Source organism: Pustulibacterium marinum (assembly GCF_900116665.1).
GTDB lineage: Bacteria > Bacteroidota > Bacteroidia > Flavobacteriales > Flavobacteriaceae > Pustulibacterium > Pustulibacterium marinum.
In genome coordinates, this window is the sequence record NZ_FPBK01000012.1 from 88,051 (window position 1) to 101,280 (window position 13,230).

The window sequence follows — 13,230 nt, forward strand, 5'->3', positions numbered from 1 at the left end:
TACTTACAATGGCCATAAAAGCCTTCCTCAAAGCCCATAATCCGCTTGTAAGCCTTCCACAAAACCAGAAAATCCACTACCGATAAAAACAAAAAAGTCGCTCAAAAGCGACTTGTATAACCCAACCACTAACTTTTACCAAGGAGTTGTGCATCGGATAGGATAATGTAATTGGATGTTTAACATCCCATCGGAATTTCAAATTCAATTGTTTTTTCAATAACTGAATCATTTTTATCGGTCAATATTATTTTTAAAAATATCGTACTCATTGAAACTCCAATTGGATATTCATGTACGTTCTGTATACCTTTTATATGTTCAGACCAATATTCACCACATTCTGTTTCTACGGCTTTTTTTAATTCATTAATGTCAACGTCTATAAAATTTTCTGAATCATAAGTTTCATAAGAATCTGATATAAATGTATTTTCAGTCAAATCATAATCCAATTTTTTCCAATCTGAATAAAAATGTTTCCATTCGGTTAAGTCGCAATGAGGACCTTCGTTCATTATAGTAATACTGTTTTCATATCTTTGGAAAACCTCTATTTTTTTGTATTTAGATTGTTTGATTTTTATTTTTTTCCCTTCTGGTGTTTCTCCAAGTTCTAACGAAACTTTTGCAGTATCAATATGAACTGTTTTTAAGGTTTCATTTTCATCCCAAACCTCTAATTCCATTTGCAGGGAAAAATCCCGAAATTTGATTTCTATTCTTTTCTTCAGTTCATCTGATGTCAAAAAACCATTAAATACATACCCTTTTTGATTTCCATCGACTTCTTCTACTTCAACCCAACTTCCGCTAATGTCTTTACCTTCATCTTTGATTGTTAAATTGAATTCAGTTTCCGTTATAATGTAAACTCTTGTTCCGTATTCAAGTTTTCCAATTCTTTTAGAACATGTTTCTGGCTTTTCTCTTACAATTAGCCCACTATCAGCATGAACATACTGAATTTGTTGTCCAAAAATAGCATTGGTCAAAATCAATAGCAAAATGGTAAGTACGTTTTTCATCCTAATAGTTACCTAATTCATTTATATACTAAACAAGATACAACTTTTAGACCACTCCACGGATATTCTATAAAAACAAAGCCGCTCAAAAGTGACTTGAGAAGCCAACCCTTAACTTTTAGCAAAGAGTTGCGCAACAGTGTTGGGCGTTCGTTTTTTAATATGACACAGACATAAAACTTGTGCCATTTTCGTAATTATCTAAAAATTCTTTTTTGAAGCTTTCTTTTCTCAATTCAAAATCAGCTTTTGGTTCATAAGGCTTTTTTCTACTCACACATTTATTTGCGTATTCGAAATCAGATTTTAAAGCATATTCATAAATATCATTGTTGCAAAATCTTTTCCAAAGATTTTCGTTCATTCCTTTTCTTTGGTAAGCAACTTGATGGTAGTAGAAACCTTCTCTTTTTTCGATTTTATAGTAATTCAATACTTTCCATTTATTCAATACACTTTCCCCAAAGTGCCTTTTAGAATCATTCAAGCCCTTTCCGCTTTCGTATGCTTTCAGGTTTCTGTTCAAACTGTTATCGTTTAATAGTATTTTATAGTCAGTACTTGAGAAGTGATTATTTACATATTCAATATCATTTTTCTCCTCTACAATGATAACTGTTTCCATTATTATTGGACAATCAATAGCTTGAATGAAATTCTTAAAATGTTCAAATGGCACATTAAAGTCAGAAAAACTTTCTCTAGTTTCAGCACCAAACATTCCTCGAATCTCTCCGCCAATATTTATCAATTCAGAATTTTTGGGAAGTTCTAATGTTGCTTTGTAATGTGTGATGTCTAATCCCATTTCTTTTTTTAAATGACGCCCAACCGTTTGGCAAAACTGCATTTTAATGCGGTTTTGGTGTTGTTGGCATTTTGTTATATCATTAATTTTTCTTCAAATTCCTTTAGTTCAATCTCAGTCTTAATTTTGGTATATTCACCGTAAGCTTTTTGCTTTTCAATATCAACTTTCAGATAGTCGGTATTGCAACTGAAAAAGTCGTAGTCTATTGATTTTTCTCCTTTTAATTTATATACTCTTAGAAGATTAGGAGCAATAAGGTAATGCTCTCCAATCTTGAAATTGGAAATATATGGTCTACATTTTGCCCCGTTATCTCCCCATATTTTAATGGTATTTCGAGTTTCTTTTCCTTTATATTTCTTGATTATTTCAACTGTCATTGAATATGGCATTTTCCCTTCATATCCCATAATTTCATCATCCAAATAATCATCATAAGATATTACTTTAATCAAAGCCACAAATTCTGAATTATTTGAAATTGAACTAAACGAACAATCACCAGTACATTCACAATCGCAAGCAAATACCTGAAAGGTTGAGAATAGAATCAAAGTCATTACGAGAATAAGTGATTTCATCTTTTATTTTTTAATGTTTGCCAACTCGTTTTGCATGAACAAGATACAACTTTTAGACCACTCCACGGATATTCTATAAAAACAAAGCCATTCAAAAGCGACTTGAGTAACCAACTCTTAACTTTTACCAAGGGATCGGACAATGCTTACTGTTATTATATGGTTTTTTTATATTTTCTTTTTTCTCTTACGCTAAATATGATTCCACATATTAATCCTATCAGTCCGCCTAGATAGCTAAAATTGTGCATAGAACCAACCATTATAAAGTTTCCGCGTTCAATTACATTATCAGGTAAAAACCAAATTGGAGGATTTTCTACTAGAAACATTTTACCATAAAGAAGTCCAATGAAACCAGTCAATAATGCTATTCCGGTTGTCAAAACGATTGATTTTGAAGTAGCTTTAAACATCTCTTTTCCGTTTCGATGAATTAATCCGATGAGTCCGAGAAAAATTCCAATTATTAAACCCACCCACCAAGTCGCTAAAATTCCAACAATTGCAGCTCCAAATCTAGGGTTGTTTAGTATAATTTCTGGTGCTTTCCCAGTTCTAATATTCTGTCCTAATCCCCAGTTTTCAAGCCCAAATTGTACGAATTTAAACTTTGTATAATACTCTTCTGATATTGAATAGGTTATTTGATCATGAAGAATCCCGTAAATCCCACCCAGAAATGGTGCAATTATCAGTATCAATATGAATGCTACTATTTTTTTCATTTGCTTTTATCAATGACATACAATTGTCTCGGCTATAAATAGTTGCGTGGTTTAGCACTTTGCTATAGATGATGTTGTGCTTTCGTGCTTTTAAACAGTAATTTTCAAAATAATACTAATTTGATTTATCTATTGGTAAATTTCGATTTTCGTTATCATTATGTGATATTTTCCAAACTGCACGAATTATAACATACAAAAGAAAGCATCCGATATAAGTACGTAGTTGACTTCCATTGTCATATTTAATATTCAGGATTGATATCGTAAAAATAAATAAAATAGATATTCCTGCTGTAATCAATATTTTTTTCACTTTATTCATATTTTCCGTTTATTTAAATTACTGCTAACTCGTTTATATTATGATCAAGATACAATTTTTTATACAATTGTAAACTTTTATTTCAAAAAAAATCTTACAAACAGCTTTATAAAAACAATAATCGTACACTCCAAAAAGTAGTTTTGTAGAAAAAGTATGAGCATGGTTTCATCTCCTAGCTAAGATCTAATGGAATATCCTCTGTATGTTAGGTTAATTACTGATAGGCAGCACACATGCTTGGTGCTTATAGAAGCAAGTGCATCGTTCTTAGAGCGAGGCTTTTTTGTTATTAATACAATAAAAACCAATACAACAATTAAGTTATAAAAAAAAGCAACACTAGAAGATACTTTGGTAGTCGCTTCAATAACTTTACGTTCAGTCCCAAGGGAATTTCTTTTCGGTTTGTCCAAATGCAAAAGTGGAGATCAGACTTAAAATGAATATGTGGATTTGTTTTTTCAACTGTTTGCCAACTCGTTAATATTATGAAGAAAATATAACTTTTTCTTCTACTTCACGGATATTCTATAAAAACAAAGCCATTTAAAAGCGACTTGTGTAAACCAGATCCAGGCTTTTACCAAGAAGTTGTGTAAGAATTAGCGTTAGCTACATTGATTTATAGATTATTTTTTTCGAAACTGCTAAATGGTCAGAGATAAACTTAAGAATATAAATTCCATTGCTCAACTTGAACTCACTGAATTCGATAAGATTTAAATTCTCGATTTCTTTAGAATACATTAGTTTTCCAGTTATATCATAAATTTTTAAACTCTTAAAAGCTGTTGTATGATCAATTTGAATGTATGAGTTATCAGAAACGGGATTAGGATATATTTTAATTCCTTTTGCCAAATCAAATTCATCTCGTCCAAGTAGAATTTCGCAATAAGGTTCTACCCAATCAAATGACTCCGAAAAGGCAATTAAAAAAGCGTTCATTGCGTTAGAGTCAGAAACTACGGTGACAACTTTTTGTGAACTTCCAACTTGAGATGAAGGGAAAGATAGCGAAACTTCTGTAATTGAAGTATTTAAAAAATCCAATTCCGAAGTGGAGGGATTGCTGTTAGTTATAAGATGATTTATAAAATCGGTTTTATTAAAATCCGAATCAGGAATATTATCTGTTATAAGTCCAACATAGTTTCTGTAATATCCATCTTGCCAAACACAAGTAGTGTCTTGAGCAAAACTCTGTAAAGAAAACAGAATTGTTAATATGAGTACCATTTTTTTCATAATTGTGGCTAACTAGTTAATATAATGAACAAGATATAACTTTTTCTTCAACTTCACGGCTATTCTATAAAAACAAAGCCATTTAAAAGTGACTTGAACACCAGATCCCAGCTTTTACCAAGGAGTTGTGTAACGGTTGCCATCTTTGTTAGCGTTAGTTTTTATTTCTTCAATTATTTCAAAATTTAATAATCCATTTTTCAGGACAAGAGTTATTGAGTCGCCTATAGATGTACTTTGATATAGAATTTCATCTACAACTAAGTCCTTCGAATGGTCTTTGTCAATTGGAATAGTTAATTGATAATTGAGGCTCTTTGATCTTCTTTTCTTTATTGCATTTGGCACGATTGGAAGAAACCCGAACGCAAACGGAAAAACCTAATTCGTTTGGGCATACCCCAAGGACAAGCCTATGCATGGAGTCGAACCAATATGGGAGGTTGGGCCGTAGCTAAAAGTCCTATTCTACGAACGACAATAACGCAATCTAAATTACAGAAAAGAGGTTATTTAAGTATGCTAACATACTATAAGGGTTAATATCATTTTTGAACCGCCGTATACGCGACCCGTACGTACGGTGGTGTGAGAGGTGCACCGTGGACTTATCGTTCACGGCCGTCTACTCGATTAGCAAACGTTGTTTGTATTCATTTTTTTATAAATTTTAATCTGTTACCATTGTCAAGTTCTATAAAAAATAATCCATTACTTAAACTTTTAACATCAATTTTTTCATTGACAGAGATAGTTCCTTTTAGAACTTCCTTTCCTGAAACATCATAAATAATAAATGCTTCTTTGCTTCTTATTCCTGAAATTGAGATCTCATTAAAAGTTGGATTTGGATGAATTTTGTAACTATTAGAGGAAAAAGAGTTTTCGCCTACTGATAGCGTAACTAAATCACTTACATTTTCGATTTTGTAAATATTATTAAACCCTGTTATAAATAAGTCATTATTTAATAAAGCAATATCATTAAATGCCGTGTACGAAGTATTTAATAGTAAAGCGTTAGGTGGTAATGTAACATCTTGGCTATAAATTTTACCATTAAATCGTTTAGCTATAAATAAAATATCGTCATCAAATACTAAGCCCCTTGAGGAACCTACATTTGATACCTGATTAGGATTTGGTGCCGCTTCTGTAATGTTAATTTTTTGAATATAGTATTGATTGGAAAAATACAATTCGTTTCCCTTAAATACTAAATCATATGGTGAATTTAAATCGCTTGCAACATTTATCATCACGGGTGTTGTATCCGTAATATTGATTTTTGAAATTTTACTACCAGCTGCAACAGTAAAATATAATTCATTACCATGAATAGCCATTCCTTCTACTCTGCTATTCACATTTATAATATCTATTATGTTAGGAGTATTTTCCGTAATGTCTATTTTAGAAATTGTATAGCCATGTGAAAAGTACAGATAGTTATCTTTAAAAACCATACCCCCAGGTAAGCTTGGTAAATTTACAACATCGATAATTGTAGGCGTACTTTCGGTAATGTCTATTTTAGATATTTTATAAATATCATCATAGGGATTATTCCAAATCTCCTCCCACCATGATGAAAAATAAAGATCATTACCATAAAATGCTAAACTAATTGTCTCAGTCATATCATTATCTGTAACAAATTCAGTAACAACTTGAGCATTAAGCTCAGTATAGGTTAAAAAGAAAATAAAAAAAGTATATATAAACTTCATAAGTTCGTTTTTTAATGTTTACTAACGTGTTTGTGTATGATTTCGTTGCGTGGTTTAAGCACTAAATTTAGTAAATAAAAACTAAATAGAAAATCCGCGAGGATTTTCGTAAGTAGGCTAGAACTAGCAATAAATTATATATGTTGTGCCTGTTGCACAAGTTAGCAAAAAATCTCCACCCATTTTAAGGTGCAACCGTTATTTTTTCGTGTCTTACTGTATGCAAGGTAAAAAGATCGTACAAGAAGCATTGTTTACCCAGTTTCTGCTCAGTGACCATGTGTCTGAAAACAATTTGTATTGAAGCTTGCAACACCAGCAAAAAAACATAGTAATCAGGGAAACACACCGCCTGCTTACAATGGCCATAAAAGCCTTTCTAAAAGCCCATAATCTGCTTGTAAGCCTTCCACAAACCCAGAAAATCAACTACCACTAAAAACAAAAAAGTCGCTCAAAAGCGACTTGTATAAACCAACCACTAACTTTTACCAAGAAGTTGTGCAACAGCTACCGTTGTGCGTAGTTATTTTATTTACAATATTTTTTTATTGTCGATTTTAATTCGCTATCAGTATAGTTTGATAAACGGTAAGAATCATTCCAATCAGAACAAGCTCCATTCATATCATTTAGCCAAGTTTTGCAATTACCTCTTAACTTTAATAATTGCCAATTTTCACCCATAAAATTAATGGCTAAATCTAAATCTGATTTGGCTTTTTTCCAGTCTTTTTTAATCATATAGACATAAGCTCGATGCTGATAATAATCACCTTGATTTGGTCTATTTCTTATTGCATAACTAATATCTTCTAGTGCTTTGTCGTAATCTTGTTTTTTTTCTAGATAAACTCTGTAACGATTAAAGTAATAAATATCATTTCTTGGATTTATTTCAATTGCTTTACTCAAGTAATTTAAAGCATCATAGTTATTGTCCATTAGGTATGAGAGAATACCCATCACATTGTATGTAGAATGTGAAGACTTATCAGTTTCTACCTTGTCAGATAGAAGTCGTTGTGCATTTTTAAATTCTTTATTTTCTAATTTGGTCAGTGCAAATTGAACATCATAGTTTTCAGTTTCTTGATTTTCGATATTTAGATATTTGCTTAAATCTAAATCCATAAAATTCCAAGAACTCGAAATACCTTCCATAATGTTCATTCGTGTTACGGTTTTTGGAATTGGCGGAAAAATAATTTTAAATCGCTTTGTTTCACCTAATGCAACTGTGGTACCATTCTCTCTTGAACTACCAATAGAAGAGTTTTTAGCGTAATATTTTTCCATAGTTTTCAAGTCTTGAATGAAGAACGTTTCGTCAGTGGTGTTCATTTTTGACCATATAAGCATATATTCTCCATAACCCATAGATACATTAGTAAACGAGAAATTTAATACGGTTTCATAGTCTTTAAACTCTAGTGAATTCAATACTAATTCTGAATTATCTTGACATCTTTCATTTATGACTATAAAATTGGAATTATTGGAAGCTGTTAAATTTTTATTTATTGGGTTTAATTTTGAAATCATATTTGCTGAAACAGCAAAGTTCAAATTTTGACCTTCTTTGTATTGAAATGTTGCTACACCTATTACATTGCCATCCATTGTCATTACAGGACTTCCACTGCTTCCTGGTGAAATAGGTGCGGTTATTTGAATTACTTTTTCGTAACCGTCAACTTCTCTTATAGAGGAAATTATCCCTTCTGAAACAGTGCTCTCAAAACCGTGAGGATTGCCTATTACAAAAATATCTTCTCCCTTATTAACACCAGTGTTTTTTAGATTTAGAAAGGGAAAAGAAATATTTTCAGAATTTTCAACTCTGAATTTGATTAAATCTGCATCAGAATTGCTTTCTAAAATTTCAACAACTTTGTAGGATTTTTTATTATTTGTTTTAATAATTGCTTTTGAAGCATTCACTAAAACGTGAAAATTTGAAATTCCTATTCCATTACTATTGATAAAAAATCCAGTTCCTGAACCGCTTGGAACTCCAAAATCGTCATAGGTAAAAATAGAGAATATCGCTTTCTCGTTTTTGGCTGTTAGGTCTCTCAGATTGTTCTGTGAGTATCCAAAAATTCCATTAACTACGACTATTAATGAAAAAAATATTTTTTTGGTCATATTGTTGGTTTTAATGTGCTACAACTCGTTTATATCATGAACAAGATATAACTTTTTACGCGATTTTAATTTTTATTCCAAAAAAATCTTACAAAAAGCCTTCTAAAGACCATAGACATACACCTCCAAAAGGAGGAGTTTTGTATAAAAAGATGGGGTTGGTTTCATCTCTTAGCTAAGGTCCAAAGGAATATCCCTCTGTATGTCGGGTTGGTTACCGATAGGCAGCACACATGCTGGGTGCTTATGGAAGCAAGTACATCGCTCTTAGAGCGAGGCTTCTTTGTAGCTAATACAATAAAAACCATTACAACAACTAAGATATAAAAAAGTACAACACTCAAGGATACCTTTGTAGTAGTTGCAGTGGACTCTAAACCACCTACCAAGGGGTTTGCTCCCAGTTTTGTTCCAGTCTTTCTTGGTAAAATGGCATTTTCGTAAAGGAAATTCACCGTTTACTGCAACAACAGTGCAACAAACACACAGGGGTGTTTTACGAAAATGTAACATTGAGTCATTTCTTGTAAAACCAGTCACCAAAAGGTATCAACACTACCATAAAGGTACAGTAGGGTATTGTTAGATGCAATGTGTCACAAATTTGCACAAATTGGTACAATAGTTTGGTAGTTTGTGCTTTTTTACAGGTATGGTAGCTATACTGTTGATTAAAAGGTGAATATGGCTTCAAATGATCTTGTATAGAGCTATCATTCGTAATCCAACAAAAACAAGTAGCATGTGCAACGCATGTCAAAAAAAATAAATACAAAGTCTTAGGTTATAGGGGTTATAGACTAAATTCTGTATCTTTAGCATTCCTGTAACGGCAGCGTAGAAAAGCTTTAAAAATAGGGGTAAAACTACCATTGCTATAGTAACCTTATAGTAAGTCTATAGTAACTGTATAGTAACGCTATAGTAACCTAACTACGTACTAATTACATACTAACTTCATAGTAACTACGGAGTAACTTCGTGCAAGTATCTACTATGTGTTATAACGAAAAGTTACTATCGGGTGTCGGTATAGTTCAAAATTATAAGTACTTTCCAAGCAAATTAAATAAACCAACATAGTGAGCTTTACCACCATCATCCAAAAAAGAACCTTCATCATACTCGTACTGGTACAGTTGATCTTTACCTTTATTGGGGGTATAGAAAATGTAGGAATCAATAAAACGGTTGGTTGGGCTTGGGATATCGCCAATTTTCTGGTATTGTTACGGGTAGGAGACTGGTTGGTTATCTTAATAGGGTATGGCATCATAGCCATAGCGGGGTATAGAACTTCGTTGTATTTATCACTACTTCAAATTTTTCTGCTTATTGCAATTCTCAGTTTACCGGGCATTTTTTTTCTGGGAAACTTTGCCGTTTTTGGGTTACACATAGCCGCCTTGGCAGTTTTTATAGGGAATATGCTATGGGCAGTTCGGTATCGAAAATTCTAAGCAAAGAGTGAAATACACCTGCATGCCACGCGCATAACATACAGGTGTATAGTAAATTATAGGGTAATGCTTTTATAGCCCTCTTCCTGTTTGGTAAAGGTATAGAGCAGTCCGTTTTCTATAACAGTGATTCCTTTGACCACAGCAGAGGTATCAATTTTAAATTTGTGGAGTGAAAGGCCGCAGGCCAATAGGGTTACCTGTTGTTGTTCAGCCATTTCTAGTAAAGGTGCCATTTTGTTGGCATCGGTCAATTCTTGTACCGCTTTCCCACATACAATCACTTCATAGTTACCCATGCTACTACCATGTTTTGTAGCCAGTTGTTGTGCTGCGAGTAGAATGGGGTGTAGCTGTTGTATATTTCTGGTGATCACTACGTAGTTGTGTGTTTCCGTTTGTTGTGCAAAAGCATGAGATACACATCCCAAGCATACGAATAAGGTGATTAAAACTAATTTTTTCATACTGATTTATATAGTAAAGTTTGTGGTCCATTCAGCACCGCTGATGTCCGTTAATGTAAGTGTATAGGTTCCTTCCGGAAGTGTATTTGACATAGTTGTTGCCATGGGAAGGGTAATGGTAGCCTTTGCGCCTAGTGGAATGATAAGGCTATGCTTTCCTGGTGCTACCTTGGCAATATAATGATTCTTGATCTGTGCTTTAGGAAACGTAGCTAGCATAGTTCCATCTAAATACATTACCGTATTGTGGGCAGCATCTTGTATTTGAATACCGATTAAAAAAGATCCGTAGACATCTACGCCATGAGTTCTAAATACGTTGAAGGATAGGGTGTTGTTGGCATAACCTACTTCCGAAAGTTCAACTGTAGGTCGTATAGATTTGTTATGCAACGTACCCCATACACCTCCATGGAAATGTTGATGGGTTCCACCGGCAATAAGGAGTAGGCTAATAGCGGTAAGTGCTACCACACCTTGTAGCTTTTTTGCAGGCATAGGAAACGTACCAGAACCTAACCAGGCAAACCATTTTGTGGTAGTAAACCGTTTGCTTTGTTGTATCCAGCGTTGATCCAGGCTATAGGTACCACTACCGGTAAAAAAGAGGGTAGACCCTGCTGCTAAGCCTAGGATTCCTATTTGCCATTCATCTACGCAGGTAGTTCCAAGCCATCCGGAGCCTAGTAGAATGCCCATGGCTAGTGCAAAGGTGCCTATACTTGCCAGCCGTGTAAAACAACCCAAAAGCAAAAAGAGACCTACCACACCTTCAATAATGGTAAAGATCACCATATTGTACCAAAGTGCTTCCGGGTGGGTAAGCAAGTATTCAATAAGGCCTTTGATACCCAAGGCATGTGGTAAAAAATGATTGAATTTGACACCAATATAACCGGGTAGGTCGGGGTCTAGTTTGTCCATGAGAACGGTGCGCCTCCAAAAGGCAGAAAAATAAGTGTATCCGGTAATCACACGTAGCGATAGGGTAAACAACCCGGCTTGTGAAAAATTGGTATTTTTTTCTAGTGTATGCATCATATAGATATATAAAGTTGTACAACCCTTTGTAGAAAGGTTGCATAAAATAAATTACAAGTGGCCAAAAAGAGTAGGGCTACACGTGTGTTTTCAACTTTCTATATAATATGTAATAGGGAATTTTGTGGGTATGAGGAGGAGCGTCCTCGTCATACAGCGGAACATCGGTAGTGGTGGTTTCGCTTTGATAAAAATACGCAGCAACACTTGCCGGTACCAATATCTTTTCACAGGCAATCTTTACAGTTTCCTGCTGCAATTGACTTTGCTCAAAATGGCAGGTGTTTACAGAACTAAGTGTAGTTTTAGAAGGATTCTTCTGTGTAGCAATGCCTAGTTCATTTTGTACAGCCTTACGAACATTACAAGAAGATAGCACCGCGAACAAGGCCACAAATGCTACAAAAAGCATTTGTATACCTACCGATTTCCTTTGAGTGCTATACAGTGATTTCATAAGAGACGAATGTAACCAAACAAAAAAAGCTGTGCAAAATTGACACAGCTTTTTTCAAAATATCTGGGAAACAGCAATTATTCAGTTTCAAAAGTAACGGTATCTACCGTCATGATTTGTCCGTTTACAGCTACTACATCATACAATACGAGTGCTTCCAAACCAAGGCCCAATGCTGGGGTGAAGGTTAAGGTATAGCTTCCTTCTGGTAAACCATATAAAGCATAAGAACCATCAGCATTTGCATAGGTAGAAACTTCTACACTACCGTTGGTAGCGGTTACAAGGGTTGGTATACCTGCTGGTACTACAACACCTTCTATGATCCCTGTTTCTGCTGTGGCAGTAGCTCTAATGGTTGGTTTTAAAGAGTAACTTCCATTTCCTTGAGTAACAATAGATTCTTCTACATCAAAGTCCAAAATATACTCATAGGTGTACCCGGCTTCCAGGGTTTCGTTTACGTTTAATTTCAATCCGGATTGTTGTGCACTTGGAGTTGCAAGATCATAGGTTTCTCCATCTACTACAATAGAGTTATCACCTCCTAGAACCAAACGGATTTGAGAAATGGTTCCCGCAGGAATGTCTTCTTCTAGGGCTAATTGTGCATTGGCACCTCCTGTTAATTGTAAAAGATCATAAGTTTCATCATCAACGTCTAAACTTACTTCGGTATCGTTTGCATATTTAATAACTACATCCTCTACCTCAATGTTCACTGCGTCATAATCTCCCGGGGCATCTACCATCTTCACGCTCATTTTGGCGCTGTCTCCTGTGCTAGCTTCAGAATCGTTATCATCATCACTACAAGAAGTGAAAACAAATAAACCTGAGAACAGAATGGCTAAGAGTGTTACATTTTTCTTTTTCATAACTATTTGTATTTGAATTTTCCGCTAGTCTAGGGCAGTTTCTTGGACCAGCAAGCCAACTTAACAGATTTTAACGATGGTTGTTAAAAGGGAAAAAACAGAGTTTTCTTTGGGATTTTGTCCCCAAAAAATATGATTGTCAGCACAGTTGCGGAGCATTTATACCGAAAAAAACTGGGATAAGATTTAACAAGTTGGTTGAAGTTATTTGGAATAGCAAAGCCATGTTTTATAGGCTATGCAGCATAGGTTATGTATGGGCACTTTGTATAAAATGGGTATAGAAGGCTATGATTGCTAGTACTATATCTTTTTCCAAACT

At 34.1% G+C, this 13,230-nt stretch carries 12 protein-coding genes; 1 reads left to right on the forward strand and 11 read right to left on the reverse strand.

Annotated features, from left to right (window positions below; translation table 11 throughout):
• Window positions 1-179: 179 nt before the first annotated feature.
• The 7 genes from BM383_RS14535 to BM383_RS14575 form a co-directional block, all read right to left on the reverse strand.
• The gene (locus tag BM383_RS14535; RefSeq protein ID WP_093025874.1) at window positions 180-1,028 is read right to left on the reverse strand and encodes an SH3 domain-containing protein; all 849 of its coding nucleotides are present in this window, start codon (window positions 1,026-1,028) and stop codon (window positions 180-182) included.
• Window positions 1,029-1,185: 157 nt separating this feature from the next.
• Window positions 1,186-1,878: a hypothetical protein gene (locus BM383_RS14540; protein ID WP_143106433.1), complete on the reverse strand. Its 693-nt coding sequence runs from the start codon at window positions 1,876-1,878 to the stop codon at window positions 1,186-1,188.
• A gap of 32 nt (window positions 1,879-1,910) precedes the next feature.
• A complete protein-coding gene (locus tag BM383_RS14545; protein WP_245766599.1) occupies window positions 1,911-2,420 on the reverse strand; it encodes a hypothetical protein in 510 nt (169 codons plus the stop codon).
• 155 nt (window positions 2,421-2,575) lie between these two features.
• The gene (locus BM383_RS14550) at window positions 2,576-3,148 is read right to left on the reverse strand and encodes a hypothetical protein (protein WP_093025876.1); all 573 of its coding nucleotides are present in this window, start codon (window positions 3,146-3,148) and stop codon (window positions 2,576-2,578) included.
• Window positions 3,149-4,088: 940 nt separating this feature from the next.
• Window positions 4,089-4,715 carry a T9SS type A sorting domain-containing protein gene (locus BM383_RS14555; protein ID WP_177229137.1) on the reverse strand — a complete coding sequence of 209 codons (627 nt, stop codon included), beginning with the start codon at window positions 4,713-4,715 and terminating at the stop codon, window positions 4,089-4,091.
• A gap of 662 nt (window positions 4,716-5,377) precedes the next feature.
• A complete protein-coding gene (locus BM383_RS14570; RefSeq protein WP_093025879.1) occupies window positions 5,378-6,454 on the reverse strand; it encodes a T9SS type A sorting domain-containing protein in 1,077 nt (358 codons plus the stop codon).
• 531 nt (window positions 6,455-6,985) lie between these two features.
• Window positions 6,986-8,605 carry a trypsin-like peptidase domain-containing protein gene (locus BM383_RS14575; RefSeq protein ID WP_093025880.1) on the reverse strand — a complete coding sequence of 540 codons (1,620 nt, stop codon included), beginning with the start codon at window positions 8,603-8,605 and terminating at the stop codon, window positions 6,986-6,988.
• Window positions 8,606-9,687: 1,082 nt separating this feature from the next.
• Between BM383_RS14575 and BM383_RS14580 the strand changes: the two genes are divergently transcribed.
• Entirely contained in the window at window positions 9,688-10,065 is a 378-nt protein-coding gene (locus BM383_RS14580) for a hypothetical protein (protein WP_093025881.1), read from the forward strand.
• Window positions 10,066-10,121: 56 nt separating this feature from the next.
• On the opposite strand, the gene BM383_RS14585 is transcribed toward BM383_RS14580, so the two are convergent.
• From BM383_RS14585 to BM383_RS14600, 4 genes are all read right to left on the reverse strand, one after another.
• Window positions 10,122-10,532: a DsrE family protein gene (locus BM383_RS14585; protein ID WP_093025882.1), complete on the reverse strand. Its 411-nt coding sequence runs from the start codon at window positions 10,530-10,532 to the stop codon at window positions 10,122-10,124.
• A 6-nt stretch (window positions 10,533-10,538) separates the two neighbouring features.
• Entirely contained in the window at window positions 10,539-11,573 is a 1,035-nt protein-coding gene (locus BM383_RS14590) for a TQO small subunit DoxD (RefSeq protein WP_218157946.1), read from the reverse strand.
• Window positions 11,574-11,649: 76 nt separating this feature from the next.
• A complete protein-coding gene (locus BM383_RS14595) occupies window positions 11,650-12,030 on the reverse strand; it encodes a hypothetical protein (protein ID WP_093025884.1) in 381 nt (126 codons plus the stop codon).
• A gap of 77 nt (window positions 12,031-12,107) precedes the next feature.
• Window positions 12,108-12,908, reverse strand: coding sequence for a DUF4382 domain-containing protein (locus BM383_RS14600; RefSeq protein WP_093025885.1), 801 nt, complete (start codon window positions 12,906-12,908; stop codon window positions 12,108-12,110).
• Window positions 12,909-13,230: the final 322 nt, after the last annotated feature.